Genomic DNA, 23,836 nt, shown 5'->3' on the forward strand with positions numbered 1-23,836 from the left:
AATATCCATATTATCTAATCAACATCAACGTACCTTTACCCAACACCTTTCCACCACTGTAAGCAACCCATACATAGGCACCGGGCAAACAATCAACACCTTCATACACTCCGTTCCATCCCCCTTCAAAACCAATCATTTTAGTCTTATATACCAATTCTCCCCACCGGTTATAAATATACATCTCGAAAGGCTCCGAGAAATTGACATCCTTCAGATAAAAACGGGAATTTTCCCCGCTGCTATTCGGTAAAAAGGCATTCGGAGCATAATAATGTACCGGACGAATTACCTCCACCGTTTTCCGGGTAGTACAACCGACCCGGTCGGTCACCTCTACACTGTACGATCCTTCGTCGCTGATCTCACAGGACTCTCCCAATATGCCGTTGGACCACCGAATCGAATAAGGCCCGTACACTTCATCCGGATTCACTTCGAAAAGATGACGTTGCCCCGCATACAAATAGAGCGTATCCGGCAATTCGAATACCGGTCGCGGATGGACGGCAAAAACAGCCTCCGTTACACAACCGTACGGATTGGTTCCCCGCAATACATACTGTCCGACCTCGGAAATCTGGCGGTACGCCTGATTATAACCGTCATTCCACACAAAAGGATAACCGCTGCAATCGACAGATATGGTTTCTCCCGCACACACTTCTTTTCCTTCGATAACCAAAGGCCCGATGACAGAAAAACGGATGGTGTCGGAACCTTCACATCCCCATATATCTCTGACAGTAAGCTTATATTCATATTCTCCGGGATCCCGGAAAACAACCTCTCCGGTAGCATTTCCCGTTTGCCGGACACTATTTTCGGGATACCAGAACAAGGTATCGAACGCCGCTGTTACATAGCGTCCTTCGATCCGGTAAGTAAGGTCTTCCCGACAGACATCCACCACTTTATCCTCCGGCAAATACACTTCCGGTAATGCTTTTACAGCAACACTCATCCGGCAAGTATCGGAATTCGAAGGCCCGATAACTTCACACATATATTCGGCATCCTCTGTCAGACCGGACAACTTCCAGATATTGCTTCGGGATACTTCCATAAGCTCGCCGTTTCTATACCACCTATACTCCTCTGCCTCCCCCTGTACCTTCACATCGAAATCCACACCTTCTCCAAAACAAAGAATTATTTTACGTTCCTCCGGAGAAAGAATCTTCATCCTATCCGAAACGACAACCGTGGCCACTGTAGCACATCCCAGCCGGTCGGCTACAACCACTTCATACTCTCCGGCTTCGCTAACCGTATATTCTGTATCCGTACTACCGTCCTGCCAACGGATTTGATAAGGCGCATACTTCGGATCCAGTAACGGTTGCAGCAATAACGTCTCTCCTTTCAATATCAGCAACGTATCCGGCAAACTCAATTCCGGTAAAGGATGGACGGAAAAATAAGCATCGGCCTGGCATCCCAGGGTATCCTCCAGATGGACACTCACGCTTCCAGTATCCCTCAATTCCCGGTAAGCCGCTCCATATCCGTCGCTCCACACAAAATCGTAATCCAGGCAATCCACATGAATGGCTTCCCCGTAACAGACGTCCCGGCTCGCTACCGTCGGTCCGTCGGATACTGTCACGTTCATCGTATCCTTACTCTCACATCCTAAAGCATCAAGAACAGTCGCTTCGAATAAATATTTCCCGGAATGTGTAAAACGCAAAACAGCCGAAGAATAACTCAAATCCGTCACATTGGTATCGGGCGACCAGCGGATGTCTTCCAACCAACCTGTACGGTATTCCACCGGAATCTCCAATATCTTTTCCGCTGCATCGCATTTACCGATAATCGTATCTGCCGGTAATGCAATCCGGGGTAACGGCACTGAAGTTACGTATTCGTAATCCTCCTCCCGGCAACCGTAACCATCTTCCAGGGAAACCTCGAAATAAAGAATTTCCGGATCCTGATCCGAAGGTACATAAACGGCATGCAAAGGATCGGTAACATCCAAATCTACATCTCCATCCCACCGGATCGTTCCGGGAGTCGCTTCCGCCACATTCAAAGGAAGCGTATGGCAACGCCCTGTCATATCCGTTCTCTTTTCCAGACGGACAATGGGTTGCGGAGCGATTTTGACGGTTCTGTCCGCATTTGCAGCACAACCGGTAGTCGCATCTGTGTAAGTATATACAACCTGATAATCAATCGATTTATCGGTAAGTTGCAACACCGTTTCCGGAAAACCATTCACGATATACTGTCCTCCGGAAGGCCAAGCCTGATTCAAAGCCAGAGAATCAAAACAATATCCCACCATTTCCGGAAGCACCAGATTCACTTCCGGCAATTCCTGATATATTACCTCCTTTTCCAACGAATTCCGGCAACCGGTAAGTAAATCCGTATGTACCAGATTAATTTTTCCGCCTTCTCCTACTCCGTTCCAATTTACCTGTATTACTCTATCGGTTGAGTTTCCGATGATTTCCGCCCCTGCAAAAGTCCAGGCATAAGCCACACCGTTCGCTACGCCACTGCTATATTCCTGAAGATAAGAACCCCGGCAAACCGCTAAATTTCCATTGAACAGCACTTGCGGTAACGAATTCACCGTAAAAGAAATATAACAAGAATCCGCATCGGCAACCCCTGTAACCTCACACAGATACTCTCCTGATACGGTCTGATCTTCCGGACAATAGAAATTATCGTACGAAGCGGCAAGCAACCGCCCGTCCAGATACCAACGATACATCAGGTCTTTTCCAACAGCCTCCACCCTGAAAGTTGCCTGTTCCCCATAACATACCGCAACAGCCTGACGTTTAGGCGAAGTCACGATTGTCTTCTCATAGACCCTCAATACCGAATTCCGGGAAAAATACCCGCATTTATTAGCAACCGTAACCGTATATTTCCCACTATCTTCCACTTTTGCCGGCAAAAACTCCAGTATTGGCCTGTTTTCTCCCCTCAAAGGTACAGCATCTTTTGCCCAGCTATAAGAAAGCGAGCTTCCGGAAGCCGTCACCTCAATGGCATAATCCGTTCCTTCAATGACAATACTATCCACAGCACTGATCGAATGCACATCCGGTACATCCAACACAACCAATGTCAAGGCAAAAGTCGTATCCCCGCAATCCCGCCACACATGACAATAATAAGTACCCGCATCCCCGGGCTGTACATCCCGAAAACGTAACACCTGACCGGCACCTTTAATCGTATCGTTCACCCCGCTATCGTTCCGGTACCATGTGTACACAGCCGGCTCGTCTCCATAACAAGGAGAATCATACGGAACCACCTCCACCAAATAAGCATAACTACTTCCGGCACATATGGTATCCGGCGAAGAATTCGCCAGCCGGTAATCGCCGACATCAAGTGTCGTATATACGGTATCGGTTCCACAGGTACCGCTGACTATACACATAAAATACAATGTATCCACATAATGTAAGGCTTCCTGAACAAATGTGGCCGAATCACAAGCCTGTTTTACGCCATCTCGATGCCATTCGTAAGTGAGATGATCTCCCTCCGCCCGAACAGTCAGCGTCTCCGACGTATCTTTACTGGCATGCTTATAGGTCGGAGCACCGACAATCAGAGTTGACGGCAACACGTCCAACTCGTATTCCAGACGGGCAGTCCCGCACGACGATGTAATATCACAAAAATAAGTACCGGCATCCCGGGGGCGCACATCCCGCAATTGCAGGAAAGGATCGAGCGTACCGACATAACCGGCATTCTCTTTACTCCACACATAACGCAGCGATTCACCGTCAGCAACTGCAGTAAACATGACATCCTCTCCCGGACACACGGGAGCTAAAGGTGGAGCAGGAGTCACCACCAACGGCTTATATACATCTACATGTACTGTGTCTTCCCGAACTCCGCATACTCCGGTCGTCCGGCAAATATAATCCCCCGCATCGGCAGCAGCCAAAGCCGTCAGCTCCAATGCCGCATCACTCCCTTTCACACTTCCTTTAAAGCGCCATTCATAAGCCATACCGGGAGCCCCCTTTTTCACTTCCAGACGTATGTTTTCTCCCGGACAAACAGCCGTATCCCGGCTAATTTCTATATTTTCGAGTGACCTTAAAATGGAAACGTCAGTTTTTCCGTTTTTACTCCGGTTACAGATATCTGTAACCACAATTTCATATACTCCCGCTTGCCCCGGAGTGATTCCGGCAATCGTCGCTTTATCCCCATTCACCACAAAAGCCCGGGGACCCATCCACTGGTAAGAAATGCCTTCCCCGCTGACCGAAGCACTCAGATTCACCGTTCCACCTTCGCATACTGCGGTATCAGGCGTAAAAGACAAGGCTCCCATTTCCGGATAAACGTTCAGGCTGACCTCTCCGCTATTCCGGGCACACCGGCTCTCCACTTCATATTTATATACCCCGGAGCTAACGACATCGTTCACATACAAAATCCTTTGATCGCTGACCGTCCCGTCAGGCAATATCCATTTCCAGGTTACATTCTCTTCAAAATTTGTCCGTAATTCAAGAACCTGATCCGTATGAGTACAAACCGTCCGGCTGGCAGGGACATTGACCGCCAGTTCACTTTCAACCCTCAGTGTCCGATAAACGGTAGCCGTACCGCAGATACTCGTTATATGACACCGATAGCGTCCTGCTCCGTCCGCCGTAATACCGGAATTAGAATACTCCCGGCTATCTCCGCCGGTCCAATTTTCTGCCGAAGGTCCTGACCAAGCATAAGCAATATTCTCTCCACCCGCCCTGACTGACAAACGCACCGGATCTCCGATACACAGCTCCAACACAGAATCTGCCGGAGCTACCTGTAACTGCGGTTTCACAACCACGGCAACACTCTTTTCGTCATTACCGCACACATTCTCGACTTTACAGGTATAATTACCGCCATCAACCGGCAAAACATCATTCAAAATCAAAGTCTCCCCGTTCCAGGGTATTCTTTTCGAATCCTTCTGCCAGGAATAAGTCAATCCCGAAGCGACATCCGCACCCGTCAGGATACGCACATCTTCTCCTTCACAATACAACGTCTTATCCACACTCAAAGAGGCTAATACGGGTTTTCGGAGTACCGATACGGTTAATTCCAGCCGGGCCGTACCACAGGTTCCCGTTATCTCACAGATGTATGTTCCGGCATCGGCTTCCGAAAAATCCGCAAAAGAAAGCGCTTTTTTATCACTCACCTCCCGTCCGTTAAATTTCCAGGAATACTGTATATCCGAACTCGCCGTACACCCCACCGGTAACAATTCTGCCGAATAAGCATATTTTACTCCCTCGCATAAAACGACGGATTTATTTTCTGTCAAATGAATATAATCGTCTACATTCACCGGTATTGCAATCCAGGATTTTCCACATTTACCGGTAACGGTACACACATAAAGGTAAGTTCCGGCCTCTCCTATATCGGGAATATTCAACACCGGTCCCCGACCGACCTCCACATCCCCTATTGTCCACACATACTCATTAGCTTCTCCTTCTGCATTGACAAACAGGTTCACAGGCGAATGCGGCTGTACATACTGTGCCGGACTCCGGGAAACAATCCGGGTGGCATCCCATACCCCCAGGTTACAAACGATTCTTTTCTCATTTCCGGGACATCCGTTCGTATAGACACACACATAGTCACCGGCTGCCGCACTGGTAACGGAAGTCAGAATCAAATCCTGATCTGCGGTTCCAATCGGCATTCCATCGCGAAACCATTCGTAATATCCTCCCGTTCCTTCCTTTTTTACCTTAAACGCAACTGTTTCCCCGGGACAGACCTCAGCCTTATCTGCCAAAGGGGTGATGTTTCCTTCCGGCCGGATCAGCAAACTAGTCGTATAAGGCTGCGAATGACCGCAGCGATCTGTCACCCAACAGATATATATTCCGGCATCCGTCGCCTGCACATTATTTATAATCATTGGATTGGCCGGCACACGCTGTCCGGCAGGAGTCATCCATACATAGCGGAGACTGTTGCCCCCACCCGATAAGGTAAACGATACCGATTCCCCGGCACACACCTCCCGGTTTCCGGGACCGCGAAGTCCGTCCAAATCATTCATTAAACCGACATTTACAGAATCCTGTAAAGTATGACCGCATTCATCGGTTACCGTCACTTTATATTGGCCGGCATCTGCCGGAGTTACAAGATCGATAAATAAATCTGCTGTCGAAGCTGTCCGGGGGCCCGTCCATAAATACGTCACATACCTTTCGGCATCCGTATTGACCGATGCCGAAAGAGTTACATCCGTTCCGGCACATACCGTCTGATCGCCGGTCACATTCAACGTTGTTAATTCCGGCTTTACCCCGATCTCCACCAACTGCGCTTCGCTATCGTCACAAGCATTACGGGCCCATACCCTGAATTTCATAGCCTTATTTACCGTTACCTGAAACGATTCTCCCGACGTTTTGGTATACGTTATTCCGGTCTCAACGTCTTCCCACAACAACGAAGCGCCCACATTATCTGTCCAGGCATTCAATGTCACACTTGTCCCTGTACAAACCAATGTATCCGATACCGAAACATCCCGCAAATTCGGTTTTTCCGCTACTTCCAACACCCGGAATATCGTTTGAAGGCCACTGCATCCGGCCAGATCCATCACCCGGCAAGTATATTGTCCGGCGTCCGCCAGATTTGCAGAAGACTTATAATACAAAGCCGAATCAGCCGTATAAGGCCTGAATCCCGAACCGGGACCGCTCCATTTATAACCGATGGCATACCCGGTAAAACAATCCGCATCCAATGTTGCCTTTTCCCCCACACAAACCCGGACCGTATCCCGTAATTTACCATTCAACCGCACTTTTTCCCGGATAGCCAGATCGAATTCCACCGTATCCGGTTTACAAACCCCCTGTACGACATAACGATAATGCCCGGCATCCGTCAATTGCGCACCCGGGATCGAAAGTCGCGGAGTCGTACTCTTTGTTTGATAAACCCCGCTTTCCAACTTACTCCAAAGATAGGTCAACGTACCGCTTCCATATACATCCGGCTGTATATTGACATTCGTTCCTTCACAATACTCCGGCGACCTCAACGGACCGATTTCCACCTGAGGACTGACTTTTACGACAACCGAATCGATTACAACCGACACGGGCGTAAAGGAAATATCATCCACGGCAAAGTCATTACCGTTCCTGTCCGTACATTTATTCCGTAAGGAAATAGTTATTCGCCCCGTATTGAGAGCCTGATAAGTCGTATAATATTGCAGCCACTTCCCCTGATCAAAATAACTGATCTGATTGTTCTTACCATAGCAAGGCACTTCCTGATTTCCGATTCTGAAATACAACAAGGGACTGGCATTTCCCGTTCCCCGGTTCACCCAATTCACCCATGTGGAAAAAGCATAAATTTCCCCGGCAACCACTTGTATATCCTGTGTCCATACAATGCGGTTGCGCGACGGATCTCCATTACCGATCAGCATCTCACCCCTCCCCGTCGTATGATCTCCGAGACTGATAAAATTAGGATGATAAGTCTGCGGGTTTCTACCGACCACATAGGTTCCTTCGTCCCATAATTCCGAACCGGCATTCCAGGGTGTAGTATTGACAAAGCGATATTCCGTCGTAAAACCGGTTCTCCCGGCTTCAAAATCTCCGTTGGTCACCAATTCCGGACTCCGGCTCAAATACCGGAACGATAAAACGTACTTCTTCGTTTTTTTCGGACTGACAACCAAATCCCGCATCCTCGACACCACAGCTCCCGTCTCCACATCAATCCATTCATAAGACAGGATATCCTTATCCGCATATTTCGGATCACAAGACAAACGCACACTTTCACCGACACAGATCGTATCCGCCACACGCATTCCCAGATAAAATGTATCCAGCTCAACCCGGTCTCCTATACTCTGAGAAAAAGAAGGATAAGCAAATAATAAAGCAAAAAGGCCGATGAAAAAAATATATATATGATTTGATTTATTCCTGACACTCATAACGACAAAGAAATTTGCGCGCAAATTAATTCACAAATTTAATTAATTATAGAACAATCTAGCATTTTTTTACAACAATTACACCCAAAACAGGGCTCAAAATATATTTTTTATCTTTGTTTGGAATTTCAGATAAAGATTTGAAAATTTGAAGATTCAAAAGCGGAAACTCTGAGAACAAAGAAAAAGAGAGACATTTTACAAAAACGAAATATGAAAATAGTTATATTGACCGGTGCCGGAATGAGTGCCGAAAGCGGAATCAAAACATTCCGGGACAGCGATGGATTATGGGAAAATTATCGGATCGAAGATGTCTGTACTCCCGAAGCTTTGGAACGCAACCCGGAACTCGTCAATAATTTTTACAACGAAAGACGCAAGCAACTTTATAAAGCCCAGCCCAATGCCGGACATATCGGACTGGCAGAGCTAGATCATTATTTCAATGTGCAGATCATCACCCAAAACATTGATGACTTACATGAACGGGCAGGCAGCAAACATGTGTTGCACCTGCATGGCGAACTGAAAAAAGTAAGAAGCAGTAAAAACCCCAGTCTGATATATGACCTGGAAGACTGGGAACTAAAACCGGGAACCCGTTGTGAAGACGGATCGTTACTACGTCCTCATGTCGTATTTTTCGGAGAAGCAGTCCCCAATATAGAGCCGGCTACAGAACTTGTCCGCCAGGCCGACATTTTTGTCGTTATCGGAACCTCCTTAGCCGTATATCCTGCAGCCAGCCTGCTCAGCTATGCCCCCGACGGCATTCCTGTTTTCGTCATTGATCCCAAAATTCCACAGCAAGCCCGGCAATGGGGATTTCACCTCATTGAAAAAGGAGCTTCTGCAGGGGTGGAAGAATTGAAAAAAATACTTCTGACAAGCAACCGGCATTAAAACCCGACATACATCTGCTTTCAGATAACAATAAATAACAGCATCAAAAAATCGAATGCATTTAAATCAATCACAAATTATATATGGGAAGAGGAAAAAAACCAGTATTGGAAAATGTTGAAATAAAAAAAATAGCAGCAGAAGGTAAATCCATTGCCTACGTCGATGAAAAAGTACTATTCGTCCCCAACACCGTACCGGGAGACATCGTCGATGTGCAAGTAACACGTAAGAGAAAAAGCTTCCTGGAAGGATTTGTAATCAACATCCGCAAACTTTCCGAATGGAGAACCGAGCCGTTTTGTGCTCATTTTGGTATTTGCGGCGGTTGTAAATGGCAAAACCTCCCTTACGAGAAACAACTTGAATTCAAACAGCAGGAAGTCATCGACAACTTACAACGCATCGGAAAAATAGAATTACAAAACATTCGTCCGATCATCGGTTCCCCGAAAACCCGGGAATACCGCAATAAACTCGAATTCACATTTTGCAACAAACGTTTTTTGACACGGGAAGAAATCGGACGGGACGAATCAATCGCACGTACACCGGCTGTAGGCTTCCACGTTCCGGGATTATTCGACAAGATCGTAGATATCGAAACCTGTTACCTGCAAGGCTTTCCTTCTAATGAGATCCGTAACTTTATCAGACAATATGCTATCACCCAAGGACTCCCTTTCTTTGATATCCGGAATCAGGAAGGTTTTTTGCGTACATTAATCATCCGAACGGCATCTACCGGCGACACCATGGTTATCCTCGCCTTTTTCCATGAAGACCGGGAAGCCCGGGAAGCCCTGCTAAACACATTACTACAACAGTTCCCCCGGATTACATCCCTGATGTATGTCATCAATGAAAAGGCCAACGATACAATCACCGATCAGGAAATCATCTGCTATCACGGGCAGGATCACATCTTCGAAGCCATGGAGGACCTGAAATTCAAAATCGGTCCGAAATCCTTTTATCAAACCAATTCAGAACAGGCTTACAAGCTCTATTGCCAGACACGTGAATTAGCCGGCCTGACCGGAAAAGAAACCGTATACGACTTATATACCGGCACCGGAACCATTGCCAATTTCGTTGCCCGGAACGCAGCCCGGGTGATCGGTATCGAATATGTCCCGGAAGCCATCGAAGATGCTAAAATCAACTCTGCACTGAACAACATCACCAACACCCTCTTCTACGCAGGAGATATGAAAGATGTATTAAACGATGAATTCATCCGGGAGCACGGACATCCGGACGTAATCATTACAGATCCTCCCCGTGCCGGGATGCACCCGGATGTCGTACAAACCATACTGAACGCGGCCCCCGGGCGAATCGTCTATGTCAGTTGCAACTCTGCCACGCAAGCCAGAGACCTGCAACAGATGGATTCCCAATATAAAGTAACGGCCGTTCAGCCCGTTGACATGTTCCCCCACACACATCACGTAGAGAACATCGTACTTCTGGAAAAAAGATAATCCTTCTGCTGCAAGTGGTTTAAAAATAAAAGATAGATAAAAACTTTCGGTTCCGATTAAAAAATTCAATCTAAACCGAAAGTTTATCTTTTACCCAGCCGTTCCCGGCCGTAAAGCAAATCATCAAAAATATCTGCAAATCATTTCAATATACCTGATTTTCCGATTATTTTTCCAGATAAGCACGGATCATCCAGGCTGTCTTCTCCTTCTTTTCTATCATATCTTCCAGAAAATTAGTCGTACCGGCATCATCCGTATCTTCTTCTTTTTCCAACTGTTCGATATCTTTCCTTATCTCGCGGATTAAAGTATCGTTATCCTCACTCAGAATAGCCAACATTTTTTTGGCTTCCGGCAACGGTTCCGTTTCGCAATGTTCTTTGATACGATTGTGTTCGAGATAGCCGGCCAACGACCCGAGAGGACGTTCGTCCAAAGAGCGGATTCGTTCAGCGATAGAATCGATATCCTCTATCAGACCGTTATACAAATCTTCCATAAAAACATGGTATGAATGGAAACTTACGCCTTTTACATTCCAATGGTAATTCCAAGTTTTTGCCAACAATACAAAATGATCTGCCAACAGATTATTCAATACCGTTTTACTGGCTTTCACTGTTTTGGGTTCCAACCCGATATTTGCTGCCATAATAAACTTCATTTAAAATTAAACTTCTTTTTAGTATGCCTATAAACGCAGGAAAACAACTTTTGTTACACAAATTCAGGAAGAGTTTCGCTGCTGCCTCTCCGAATTCCCCTATTCCGGTTTGTATCCGGACACCATTTTCACACGGCCAGACAATTCAGAAACAGCTCTTCCGCATTGTCCCACAGTTCATAGCTTATAGAATTAAATCATAAATAAATCTTAAATTTATTTTATTTTCCTATATTTGTAAAAATTACGTGTGTGTATTCATGAAAAACACTTTACTATTTTTGTTTTGGTTTGTCATTACTATATCTTGTTGCGGACAAGATTCAATAAGAGGGAAATATGTACTATTATTCAATTCTGCCAGTTTCAACGACCACTGGACGCAAACTCTGCGAACAGAAATCAAGCAAAACCTTACGCGGGACTTCAAAGATATTTCCTGTTACAGTGAAGAACTATCCATACCGACCTTACAAAACGAAAAAGAAGCAGAAGCACTGCGATCAAAATTACTGTCACGCTATAAAAAGCGTCCGGAACTAGTCATTTTCATCGGAGATCCGGGATGGATCGTATGTACGCCCATTTTCAAAAAAGCCTGGAAAGGTATACCCGCTTTAGTATGTTATTCCAGAGCCCGCTTACCTCTGACCCTAAAAGCTCTTCTCAACAAAGAAATCCTGACAGACTCCAACAGCATTCTGGCCGAAGACTTCAACAAAGGATATGAAGTAACCACCTTACAGGTCCCTTTCTATGTCAAAGAAACCGTTGCTGTCATGCAACAGATTCTTCCCCACATGAAAAGCCTGGCATTCATTTCCGACGATCGTTTTATCAGTATGGAAGCAAGACAAGCCGTAAAACAGAGCATACAGGAGTATTATCCCGGATTGCAATTGATACAATTGCGGTCCGACCAGATTTCCACGGAAAAATTACTTGATACGTTACAACAATTCGACAAAACGACAGGTATTCTCTATTTTTCCTGGTTCAGGCAATTCGAAGCCCAGGACAAAACAAGCCTGGTCGACAACATACAAAACATCATTTGCAACTTTGCCAAAGTACCTGTTTTCACGTTAAAGGATCAGGAAGACAGAAATAATTGTATCGGAGGCCACTACATCCGTGCCGCCGACCTGATCAAAACGGCCTACCAACGTATCAAACTTATACTTCAAGGTACCCCAGCCTCCTCCTTACCACCCGGCAACAGTGGTGTCGCGCAAACTTATATCGACTATCCCCACCTACTGTGGTACAATATCGACCCGCACCTTCTTCCCAAAAACGCCGTATACCTCAACACCCGACCCACCCTTTACGATAGCTACAAAGCCCATATTTGGTCGGGCATCATCATGCTGCTCATTCTGATTATCTTCTATTCCCATTTCCAGCATCGTAATGTATTACAGCGCAAATTAATGCAGCGCATGACCGACGGGCTGGAAAATCCCGTCCTACTGATCAATGAGTACGGAATTATCCGTAAACTGGTCAATAAATCCAGACATACCACCCATTTTCTGGGTGAAGGACAAATAGAAGGAACCAACCTGAAAAAACTCTTCCGCAATCCCCAGGATGCGACAGCACTCCTGGAACAAATCCGACAAGTCATCGTTACCGGAGAAACCCAGCGAGCCAACCTGAACATCATAAACCTTTCCGGAGACCCGATGTTTCTGCATACATTAATCATACACTATGATTCCCGACATGTTATCTGTCTGGTTCACGATATCTCCGAATCGGAAAACCGCCGGCTGACAGATGAAGAAAATCTAAAATTTCTCGATTCCGTTCTGAACAGTATGCCTGTACCGACAAGCGTAAAACACCTGGGCAATGAGATAAAATATGTCATTTGGAACAAAAGCTCGGAACGACTATTTCAAACAAAAAACGAAACATTGATCGGAACAACGGGAAAAGACGTCCTGCCTCCGGAAGTTTTCCGGACATTTTCGGGCTTAGACCAGGAATTCATCCAAAATCCGGCTTCGTTTCCCCGGCTTTTTACCCTTAAAATAAAAGACCAGGAAGAACAGAAAATCCTGATGTATAAAAAAATCATCCGCCGCGGTTCCCAAACATGGCTGGTCAGTTCTGCTCTCGACTTGACAGAATCCGAACGCAACCGCCGTGAATTGGAAGAAATTGCCCAAAAATATGAAATGGTCACGCAGGCCGTAAACCTCCTGACCTGGACGATAGATACCAAGACTGATACGTTACACTTCGAAATGGGAGATCGCAAACTGACAGACACCATAGAACTCCCTTCGAGCATTAAGATCGATAACTACACATTTCAGTATATCACTCCGGAATACCGCGCTAAAATACGAAAAGCAATGCTCAACATTATCGCCGGCCGGACAGAAATCTACCACGAACAATACTGTTGCCAGATACAGGATTCACACAAACCGGTTTGGATGGAAAGCTATGCCATTATAGGCAAACGCGACCCCAAAACCAAACGTCCGACAACCATTGTCGGCGCATCGATGTACATCAACGAGCGCAAGCAACTCGAGCAGGAGCTAATCAGAGCCAAAGAAAAAGCAGAGGAAAGCAACCGGCTGAAATCAGCTTTCCTGGCCAATATGAGTCATGAAATCCGCACCCCGTTAAACGCAATCGTCGGCTTTTCAGGACTACTCGTCAACACCGAAGATTCCAAAGAAAAAAACGAGTATGTTAACATTATTGAAAATAACAATCAATTACTGTTGCAACTGATTAACGATATTCTCGACCTTTCCAAAATCGAAGCCGGGATACTGGAATTTTCTTATGCGCCTACGGATATCAATAAAATGTGTTATGAAATCGAACAAAGCTTTCTGCTCAAAATGCAGAACAAAAAAGTCGCACTGAAATACACGAAACACATGGATACCTGTGTTATCTCTACGGATTACAACCGGGTGGTACAGGTAATCACAAACTTCCTCACCAACGCCGTAAAATTTACCGCCACAGGCGAAATCACCTTCGGATACGAGCTAAAAGACCCGGAAACCCTTTACTTTTTTGTTTCCGATACCGGTTGTGGCATTCCAGCCGATCAACAGCAAAAAATCTTCGGCCGTTTTGTCAAGCTCAATTCTTTTAAACAAGGCACCGGCCTCGGCCTGGCGATCTGCGAAATGATTATCACCCATCTGAAAGGAAAAATCGGCGTTATTTCCCAACCAGGCAAAGGCTCGACCTTTTGGTTTACTCTCCCCTATCAACCGGCAGAGCTACCCGGCAGGAAAGAACCGGAAACCGGTATCGTTCAACAATCTTTATTAACCATAAAGCCGATCATCTTAATTGCAGAAGACAATCCCAGCAATTTCCAGCTATTCGAATCCATTCTGAAAAAAGAGTATCAGTTAGTACATGCATGGAACGGACAAGAAGCTGTCAAACTGTTCAAGACCACCCACCCGCATCTGATATTGATGGATATCAAAATGCCCGGAATGGACGGTTACGAAGCAACCCGGGAAATTCGTAAATACTCAGATACGATTCCGATTATTGCTGTAACGGCTTATGCATTTGCAACGGACGAATCCCAGATCAAACAAAACGGATTCACGGATTACACGGCTAAACCGGTAAATGCAATCGGTCTGAAAAAGCTGATTATTCAGTATCTGCAAAAATACCTCATACTATAACCGGCAAAAATAATCCCAGCCGAAAAACGACTGGGATTACCTACGCCTTGCTTTTTGTTTTAATTTCTCCGCTCAAAGCCGTCAATCTGATAATAAAGATCAGCACGACTATCCCCCAAGAGGTATTTCGCAAAATGGAACCACATCTTACGAACATAAAAATCCCGTTGCACACCTCTAAATCCATGCCGCTGTCCCGGTAACACTGCTATATCGAAATTCTTCCCTGCTTTTATCAATGCATCGGCCATCCGGAGCGTATTTCCCGGATGTACATTATTATCAATGTCTCCTGTCACCAACAACAAATAGCCTTTAAAATTACGTGCCAATTCCTGATTTGTCGGCACTTTCGTTTTAAAGCTAATCTCCTCCCGGTCTCCGTTTACCGTATCTTTTATTGTCTTTTTCTCCTCTTTCACTCCGTGATGTGTCTCTCCCCACCATTTATTATAGATATTATTATCATGATTCCCCGCAGACGATACTGCCGCCGTATAAAAATCAGGATAAGTACACAAAGCAGCCGTCGACATAAAGCCTCCGCCGGAATGTCCGAAAATACCGACCTTTGTGATATCGATAAACGGGAAACGATCTGCCAATTGCTCTATACCATACTTATCGTCAGCCAGTGCATAATCCCGTAAATTATCGTACCCATAGGTATGATACCATTTATCCCGCTGCGGACTTCCTCCCCGATGCCCGAAATTCACAACGATAAAGCCGACCTGAGCCAAAGCCGCATTATAAACACCCGAAACACTGAAATCCAAAACCATCGCCTCCGTCTGCGGACCGGGATATACATACGAAATTATCGGGTAGTGCTTTGTCGAATCAAAATCATAAGGTTTCCACATGACACCGTATAAATCGGTTACACCATCCCGTGCCTTTACCACAAAGCGTTCCGGCATCTTCCATCCCGTCTCATACAAACGCCGCAAATCCGGACGTGCTAATTCCATAATCTCCCGGCCGTTATTATCCCGTAAAACAGAGCGCGGCTCCAAATCCACCCGGGAATAATTATCCACCATATAACGGCAGGATTTCGGCATTACGGTCTTGTGATTTGCATCTTCCGCAGTCAATAACGTTACACCGCCTCCGTCGATGGGGGCTTTGTAAACAAAAGCATAATAAGGATTGCGTCCTTTTTCCTTACCGTATCCTTCAAAATAAAGCATACGTCCTACCGTATCAATTTTTACCATCTGACCGGCGACCCAATTGCCCGCCGTAATCCGGTTTTTCAAATTACCGTCTGCATCATAGTGATAAAAATGTCCCCAACCGGTACGTTCAGACCACCAGATAATATCCTTCCCTTCATTTAAAAAAGCCGCCTCATACATCTGATCGTTAAAATAGGGCTTTGCCTTTTCACTAATCAACACTTTCGATTCTCCCGTTTCCGTATTGGCTTTACAAATCTCCAACTCATCACAGGTACGACGACGGCGCTCAAAGAAAATCTGCCCGGATTCTTTTCCGGCATGTAAAACACCCAAGGATTGATCTTTCCATTTATCGGTATTGATTTTCACCTGCTTCCGACTCTGCACATCGATCACGCTAAGCTCATACTGCGGCACCTCCTTATCGCCGGCCATAGCATAACGGTATTCCTCCAATTTCGGTCTGTCGGCCAATACATCGATCACCCATAAATCCTTTACCTTCCGGTTGTCCGAACGGACAACATACAATTTTTTGGAATCCTTAAACCAACGTGCACGCGCCCAGCCCCGCTCATTCGTCGTATCCCGCTCTTTATAAGCATAAGAGAAAAACGGTTCTCCGTCCGTCGTCAACTGAATTTCAACCGAATCTTTATCTCCCGTCTTCATCAAATAAAGATTATGTCTCCGGGCAAATACAATATAGGTACTGTCCGGAGAAAAAGACATCCACTTATTCTCCTTTTCCTTCTTCACCGAGTCTTTCTGCACCAACTTCTTCGTGTAAATATCATACTCATAATTAAAATCTTCCACCTTAAATTTAACCGTCCGTTCATCCTTTTTAAACTCGATATCCTTGACCGGCAAATTTCTGTAATTATATGGTTTATTGGTCATCTTAGTCAACTCTCCCATCAGATACATATTCTCGAAAAGAAAATCTTTGGTCCGCCGGGCAGGGTCCACAAAATAATATTGCACACCGTCACCCGTCCGGTAAGAATACCAAAATTTATCGCTGTCTTCCAAAAAATGAGGGGATACCTGTAAAGACCCGACCTCGTCAGCCACCTTTCTGAATTTTTCCGCTGCCCGGAAATTAGCCTTCTGTGCCTGTGTCCCGCAAACAACAAAACAAACCAGCAGGATTGTCATCCATTTTTTATTCATATTTATTTTTTTTATGTTTAAAAATTCCATCCCTTACACACATACGTTCTCCATCGGCAGACAATAATAGGAAAAAAGAAATAAAAAACATTATTTTTGTGAAACAAAAACAAACAAAATCATCCAGGCAATTCATGGAATACAGTGTACTATCACCGGATACAGAGCCCCGGTTTAAAGAAATCCAAAAACGCATCAGGCGTTTGCAAAACAGAGGGAATATCGAAAGTTTGGAACACTTGGGGATAAATACCGAAAACCAGATCGGAGCCAGCTTCTTATCTTTGAAGACCTTAGCTGCCTGTTATCAACCCGATGAAAACCTGGCAATCCTTCTTTGGAATACCTGTAAAAGAGAAGAGCAAATCGTCGCCTGCCTCCTACTTCCTAAAAAAATAAATAAAGAAAAAATTACACAATTAATTCAAAGTTGCTACAATACAGAACTCGCTGAATATTTCGGTTCCCTGTATCTTTGTCATCAGGAAAATTTAAAAGAAATAGCATCGGAATGGAGTGATTCGAACATCCCTTTCCAACAAATTGCAGCTTTGACTGCCTGTGCCCGCCATCTGATCTTATACAAATCAGCCCCTGTAATTTCGGCTGATTTTCTCAAATTACTGTCTCACAAAGACTATACGGACAAATATGTAAAACTGGTTGCAAGCCGTTATTCCTAAAAAAGAAAAAAGAAAGAACTGTTAATATTAATTAATGTTAAACAGGCGTTATAAATTTCTTGGGGGTAATTTTTAATGGGAAATCTTTGTTACATTTGTAACGAAATTAGAGAAAAAAAGTATTAATTAATCATTTAATATAACAAACATGTCAAAATTAGATTTAAGTAAGTATGGCATTACGGGAGTAAAAGAGATTGTTTACAATCCCTCCTATGACGAGTTGTTCAAAGCTGAAACCGATCCTACACTGACCGGATATGAAAAAGGCCAGGTAACCGAATTGGGTGCAGTAAATGTAATGACAGGTGTATATACCGGCCGTTCTCCTAAAGATAAATTCTTTGTAATGGATGAAACCAGCAAAGATACAGTATGGTGGACTTCCGAAGAGTACAAAAACGACAATAAACCGGTAGATGCAAAATGCTGGAAAGCTGTAAAAGAAATTGCCGTAAAAGAATTATCAAACAAAAAATTGTATGTTGTTGACGCATTCTGCGGGGCAAATGCAAACAGCCGTCTGAAATTGCGCTTTATCATGGAAGTTGCATGGCAGGCACACTTCGTAAAGAACATGTTCATTCGCCCGAGTGAAGAAGAACTGGCAAATTTCGGCGAACCTGATTTCGTAATCATGAACGCTTCCAAAGCTAAAGTTGAAAACTACAAAGATCTGGGCCTGAATTCAGAAACAGCGGTAGTATTCAACCTGACAGAAAAAATCCAGGTAATCATCAACACTTGGTATGGTGGTGAAATGAAGAAAGGTATGTTCTCTTATATGAACTATCTGCTTCCGTTACACGGTATGGCTTCTATGCACTGCTCTGCCAATACTGATCTGAACGGTCAAAATACGGCCATCTTCTTCGGTTTGTCGGGCACCGGAAAAACCACTTTATCAACTGACCCGAAACGTTTATTGATCGGAGACGACGAACACGGCTGGGATGACGACGGAGTATTCAACTTCGAAGGCGGTTGCTACGCTAAAGTAATCAACCTGAGCAAAGAAGCAGAGCCGGATATTTACAACGCCATCAAACGCGACGCTTTATTGGAAAACGTAACTGTCGATGCAAACGGCAAAATTGATTTCGCCGATAAGAGCGTAACCGAAAACACCCGTGTTTCTTATCCGATCTATCATATTACCAACATCGTTAAACCGGTATCCAAAGGTCCGGCTGCCAAACAAGTCATTTTCTTATCAGCCGACGCATTCGGTGTATTGCCTCCGGTATCTATTCTGAATGCAGAACAGACCAAATATTATTTCCTGTCCGGATTTACAGCTAAATTAGCCGGTACGGAACGCGGTATTACCGAACCGACGCCGACATTCTCTGCCTGCTTCGGAGCTGCTTTCTTATCATTGCACCCGACCAAGTATGCAGAAGAATTGGTGAAGAAAATGGAAAAATCAGGTGCAAAAGCTTATCTGGTAAATACCGGCTGGAACGGAAGCGGAAAACGTATTTCCATCAAAGATACCCGCGGTATCATCGATGCAATTCTGGACGGTTCTATCGACAAAGCCCCGACCAAGACCATTCCGTATTTCGATTTCGTTGTGCCGACAGCCTTACCGGGCGTTGATCCGAAGATCCTCGATCCTCGCGACACTTACGCTAATGCAAGCGAATGGGAAACCAAAGCCAAAGATTTATCTGAACGTTTTATCAAAAACTTCAAAAAATTCGAAGGCAATACAGCAGGTAAAGCATTGGTTGCTGCCGGTCCGAAATTATAATAACGGATTCTTTATTCATACAAAACTCCCGGCAAAACCGGGAGTTTTTTTATACAAGGCCTAAATAAAAAAGCAGTTCGGAAGAACTGCTTTTTCATTACTTCAATTTCTCTGTTATCCCAGATATCCTTTCATGATTCCCCGCTTACTGTTACGGACAAACATGATGATCTCATCTCTTTCCTTGGAAGCAGGCATTTCAGCTTCTATTCTCTCGATGGCATCCGAATTATTCAACCCGGATTGATAAAGAATACGATAAATATCCTGAATTTCATTGATTTTCTCATTGGTAAATTCCCGGCGGCGCAAACCGATAGAATTCACACCCGCATAAGAAAGCGGCAAACGTCCGGCTTTTACATAAGGAGGTACATCCTTACCGATCAAGGAACCGCCCTGAATCATAACATGCTTACCGATATGGACAAACTGATGCACAGCACTCATTCCGCCTAAAATAGCGTAATCATCCACCACAACCTCACCCGCTAATTGACAAGCATTCGTTATAATACAGTTATTACCGATGGTACAATCGTGAGCGATATGGGCATAAGCCATAATCAAACAATTATTTCCTATTTGTGTAACTCCTTTAGCTGCAGTCCCGCGATTAACAGTCACGCATTCGCGGATTGTCGTATTATCACCTATCTTTACAATAGATTTTTCTCCTTTGAACTTTAAGTCCTGGGGAACGGCTGCAATAACAGCTCCCGGAAAAATCTTGCAATTCTTACCGATATAAGTTCCTTCCAGAATCGTTACATTTGAACCGATACGCGTCCCTTCCTCAATTACGACATTTTTATCTATCGTTACAAACGGCTCTATCACCACGTTGTCTGCAATCTGTGCTTCGGGATGAACGTATGCCAACGGTTGTTTCATTCGTTTATTGTTTTAGTTACTAAATAAAATTCCAGCCTGCAAATATAATATTAGTTCTTGGTTTTTGCTACTTGAGCCATAAATTCTCCTTCGCAAACCAGTTTTTTACCGACGAAAGCATATCCTTTCATCGTCACAATGCCACGTTTTACAGGGGCCAGCGTGATTAATTTAAAAATCAACGTATCTCCCGGCACTACTTTTTTACGAAATTTTATTCCGTCTATTTTCATAAAATAAGTCGAGTAATTCTCCGGATCAGGCACCCCGCTCAACACCAGAATTCCTCCGCACTGTGCCATTGCTTCCACAATCAACACACCCGGCATTACCGGCTCTTCCGGAAAATGACCGACAAAGAAAGGTTCGTTCATGGTGACATTCTTACATCCGATCACCATATCATCCGTTACCTTGTAAATCTTATCCACCAGCAAGAAAGGCGGACGATGAGGCAGCAAAGCACGGATTTTATTGATATCCATCAAAGGTTCTTTCTCGAAATCGATATTTATCGGATATGCATCGTCTTTTTCCTCGTTCAATACCGCCTTGTATATCTTCTGTGCCATGGCCGTATTCGCTTTATGTCCCGGTCTCTCTGCAATCACACGTCCCTTTATAAAACGACCGCACAACGCCAGGTCTCCGATAACATCCAGCAATTTGTGACGGGCCGGCTCATTTCCAAAATAAAGCTCCAGATTATTCAAAATGCCTTGACGCACTTCGATGTCCTCATATCCGAATTGCTTGGCCAAACGGTCGATCTCCTCTGCTGAAACCTCTTTATCCACAATAACAATGGCATTCTGCAAATCTCCTCCTTTAATCAGGTTATTGGCAAAAAGAAACTCCACTTCCCGTAAAAAAACAAAAGTACGGCACGGAGCAATTTCTTTTGCAAAATCCGAATGCTGTGCAGAATAAGTGGCATATTGCATCGACAAATAAGGAGAATCATAAGCAACAACCAGATTTATACTATAATCCGTATCCGGCAGTAATGTAATCTTCGTTTGCGCATCTTCAGAAACGAACTCCATTTTCTCCTTCACCTCAAAATAGCGTCGTTCTGCCGTCTGCTCCTGAATACCGGCCTTTTCAATAGCCTCGACATAAAAACGGGAACTACCGTCCAGGATCGGAAATTCTTCCCCTTCCAGTTCGATATCGCAATTATCGATACCGCAACCGTAAAGAGCTGCCATGGCATGTTCCATGGTATATATGCATATACCGTCTTTTTCCAGGCAACTGGCACGTTCCACAAACTTCACATATTCAGCCAAAGCCGGTACAACCGGCCTACCTTCCACATCTGTTCTTATAATTTTATAACCGGAATTTTCTTCTGCCGGTTTAAAAGTCACGCATACTTCTTTTCCCGTATGCAACCCTTTACCCTTTAGGGAAAACTCTGCTTTTAGCGTACGTTGTTTTACTGACATTATTGTTTTGACTTTAATGTTTGAATTTCTTTTTCCATTTCCCGGATACGTGTATATAATTCAGGGAATTTTCTGAATAGTACGTAACATTTCTGATATTGACCGGCATCAAATGCCGGAGCACCCATAACAACAGCCCCATCAGCAATTTTACCACCGATTCCCGCCTGCCCGGCAATCTTCACCCCGTTTCCGACCTCCAAATGCCCGGCAACTCCGGCCTGTCCTCCTAACATACAATTTGCACCGATCTTAGCCGTCCCGGCAATACCACACTGAGAAGCCATCACCGTATTCTCTCCGACAACCACATTGTGGGCAATCTGAATCAGATTATCCAATTTTACACCTTTACCGATACGGGTCGATCCCATCGTTGCCCGGTCGATACAAGTATTAGCTCCGATTTCCACATGATCTTCAATAATCACATTTCCAATCTGAGCTACTTTATTATACCCTTCGGAAGAAGGAGCAAACCCAAAACCATCCGCACCGATCACAGTTCCGGCATGAATCGTACATCCGTTACCCACAACACAACCGTGATAAATCTTCACTCCGGCAAAAATAGTCGTATTGTCTCCGATCGTCACCCCATCTCCGATATAAGCCTGGGGGTAAATCTTTACATGATTGCCAATACGCACACCTTTACCGATATAAGCAAAAGCGCCGACATAGGGTTTTTCCCCAATGACGGCGTTCTCACTAATATATGACGGTTGTTCTATTCCACTTGGCTGCGGACGCATATTCTCATACATCTGCAATAATTTTGCGATAGCTTCATAAGCAGAAGCCACACGTATCAATGTGCACGATACGGCATGAGCAGCCACAAAATCCTGATTTACCAAAACGACAGATGCCTCCGTCGTATATATATAATGCTCGTATTTCGGATTAGCTAAAAAAGCGAGCGTATTCGGCCTTCCTTCCTCAATCTTGGAAACATTATTCACACATACCTCCGGATCACCCTCTACAACTCCGTTTAATAAAGCTGCTATATCCTTTGCTTTAAATTCCATAAAATTAAAATTTCGGCAAACTTACAAATTTTATTTGTAACTCAATAAGTTTATTACAAATATGTTTCGTTTTTACCTCCCCATTTTCAATACAACACACTAAAAAACAACACATTACAACAAACCTTTAAAAAGTATGCCTGACTTCTGGCAAAACATCCCGGCAAAAACCTATAAAACCAATAAACTTTTATCCACTTAATATTTTGTTTTTCAATAATTAGTATTACATTTGCACTGATTTTAAGCGATCACAAACACGAGGGGACGAAGTCGTCCCCTTTTGTTATAGAAAAAAATCAATATACGATACTGTAAAACGAATCTAAAGCTTGTCAGAAATCAGTAATTTGACAAAGAAACGAACGGATGAAAACTGTAGAAGAAATAAAAACGATCACAGAAGGGATCATCGGTGATTCCGAATTATTTGTAGTTGAAATCAAAGTTTTAAAAAACAATATCATCGAAATTTTCATCGACTCTCCGAAAGGTATAAATATCGACACCTGCAGCCGGATCAGTCGGCAAATAGAAGCCTGTCTGGACAGGGAAGATGAAGATTTCGAACTTACAGTCTCCAGTGCCGGTATCGGTTATCCTTTTAAAGTCGCCGGCCAATACCAAAAAAACATCGGCAACAAAGTCGTCGTGAAAACGGTAGATACCCTCCGGGCAGAAGGTATTTTAAAAGCCTATGACGGAGAAAAAATTATACTGGAATGCGAAGAGAAAAGACCGGTAGAAGGCAAAAAGAAAAAAGAAACTGTTAAAGTCGAAAAAACAATTCTTTTATCCGATATCAAAGAAATTAAGGATGTCGTCGAGATAAAATAACACGGTCGTCAAAAGGAAGGAAGAAAGAAAAATAAATAATCAAAATAAAAGCTAAAAAGCC

The 23,836-nt window shown here is 44.3% G+C and carries 12 protein-coding genes; 6 read left to right on the top strand and 6 right to left on the bottom strand.

Annotated features, from left to right (window positions below; genetic code table 11):
* Positions 1 to 10 precede the first annotated feature (10 nt).
* Positions 11 to 8,008: an immunoglobulin domain-containing protein gene (locus BN8908_RS10330; protein WP_068690444.1), complete on the bottom strand. Its 7,998-nt coding sequence runs from the start codon at positions 8,006 to 8,008 to the stop codon at positions 11 to 13.
* 213 nt (positions 8,009 to 8,221) lie between these two features.
* Here BN8908_RS10330 and BN8908_RS10335 point away from each other — a divergent pair, with 213 nt between their 5' ends.
* Together BN8908_RS10335 and rlmD are read left to right on the top strand one after the other, a co-directional pair.
* Positions 8,222 to 8,914, top strand: a complete 693-nt coding sequence (locus BN8908_RS10335; RefSeq protein WP_021987444.1) for an SIR2 family NAD-dependent protein deacylase — start codon at positions 8,222 to 8,224, stop codon at positions 8,912 to 8,914.
* Between the two features lie 83 nt (positions 8,915 to 8,997).
* Complete coding sequence (rlmD, locus tag BN8908_RS10340; RefSeq protein WP_068690449.1) at positions 8,998 to 10,401, top strand: 23S rRNA (uracil(1939)-C(5))-methyltransferase RlmD; 1,404 nt, start codon at positions 8,998 to 9,000, stop codon at positions 10,399 to 10,401.
* Positions 10,402 to 10,567: 166 nt separating this feature from the next.
* Here the strand turns inward: rlmD and BN8908_RS10345 are convergent, their stop codons facing one another.
* On the bottom strand, positions 10,568 to 11,056 hold the full coding sequence (locus BN8908_RS10345; RefSeq protein ID WP_021987442.1) for a Dps family protein: 489 nt from the start codon (positions 11,054 to 11,056) through the stop codon (positions 10,568 to 10,570).
* A gap of 272 nt (positions 11,057 to 11,328) precedes the next feature.
* Between BN8908_RS10345 and BN8908_RS10350 the strand changes: the two genes are divergently transcribed.
* Positions 11,329 to 14,757, top strand: coding sequence for an ATP-binding protein (locus BN8908_RS10350; protein ID WP_068690451.1), 3,429 nt, complete (start codon positions 11,329 to 11,331; stop codon positions 14,755 to 14,757).
* A 59-nt stretch (positions 14,758 to 14,816) separates the two neighbouring features.
* On the opposite strand, the gene BN8908_RS10355 is transcribed toward BN8908_RS10350, so the two are convergent.
* Complete coding sequence (locus tag BN8908_RS10355) at positions 14,817 to 17,120, bottom strand: S9 family peptidase (protein WP_068690453.1); 2,304 nt, start codon at positions 17,118 to 17,120, stop codon at positions 14,817 to 14,819.
* A gap of 98 nt (positions 17,121 to 17,218) precedes the next feature.
* Between BN8908_RS10355 and BN8908_RS10360 the strand changes: the two genes are divergently transcribed.
* Together BN8908_RS10360 and pckA are read left to right on the top strand one after the other, a co-directional pair.
* Positions 17,219 to 17,803 carry a DNA alkylation repair protein gene (locus BN8908_RS10360; protein ID WP_235837433.1) on the top strand — a complete coding sequence of 195 codons (585 nt, stop codon included), beginning with the start codon at positions 17,219 to 17,221 and terminating at the stop codon, positions 17,801 to 17,803.
* Positions 17,804 to 17,951: 148 nt separating this feature from the next.
* Positions 17,952 to 19,559 (top strand): phosphoenolpyruvate carboxykinase (ATP), encoded by a 1,608-nt coding sequence (pckA, locus tag BN8908_RS10365; RefSeq protein ID WP_021987438.1) that lies wholly within the window; start codon positions 17,952 to 17,954, stop codon positions 19,557 to 19,559.
* Positions 19,560 to 19,673: 114 nt separating this feature from the next.
* Here pckA and lpxA read toward each other — a convergent pair whose 3' ends face one another.
* Genes lpxA through lpxD form a run of 3 tightly spaced genes read right to left on the bottom strand, consistent with a single transcriptional unit; the run spans position 19,674 to position 22,938 of the window.
* Positions 19,674 to 20,453, bottom strand: a complete 780-nt coding sequence (lpxA, locus tag BN8908_RS10370) for an acyl-ACP--UDP-N-acetylglucosamine O-acyltransferase (protein ID WP_021987437.1) — start codon at positions 20,451 to 20,453, stop codon at positions 19,674 to 19,676.
* Positions 20,454 to 20,503: 50 nt separating this feature from the next.
* A complete protein-coding gene (locus BN8908_RS10375) occupies positions 20,504 to 21,904 on the bottom strand; it encodes a bifunctional UDP-3-O-[3-hydroxymyristoyl] N-acetylglucosamine deacetylase/3-hydroxyacyl-ACP dehydratase (protein ID WP_021987436.1) in 1,401 nt (466 codons plus the stop codon).
* Entirely contained in the window at positions 21,904 to 22,938 is a 1,035-nt protein-coding gene (gene lpxD, locus BN8908_RS10380) for a UDP-3-O-(3-hydroxymyristoyl)glucosamine N-acyltransferase (RefSeq protein WP_021987435.1), read from the bottom strand. The genes BN8908_RS10375 and lpxD overlap by 1 nt, the downstream gene beginning before the upstream one ends.
* A 369-nt stretch (positions 22,939 to 23,307) precedes the next feature.
* Between lpxD and rimP the strand changes: the two genes are divergently transcribed.
* Positions 23,308 to 23,775 carry a ribosome assembly cofactor RimP gene (rimP, locus tag BN8908_RS10385; RefSeq protein WP_068690455.1) on the top strand — a complete coding sequence of 156 codons (468 nt, stop codon included), beginning with the start codon at positions 23,308 to 23,310 and terminating at the stop codon, positions 23,773 to 23,775.
* The last annotated feature ends 61 nt before the right edge of the window (positions 23,776 to 23,836 follow it).

The sequence above is a fragment of the Culturomica massiliensis genome, from assembly GCF_900091655.1.
In the GTDB taxonomy this organism is placed as follows: domain Bacteria; phylum Bacteroidota; class Bacteroidia; order Bacteroidales; family Marinifilaceae; genus Culturomica; species Culturomica massiliensis.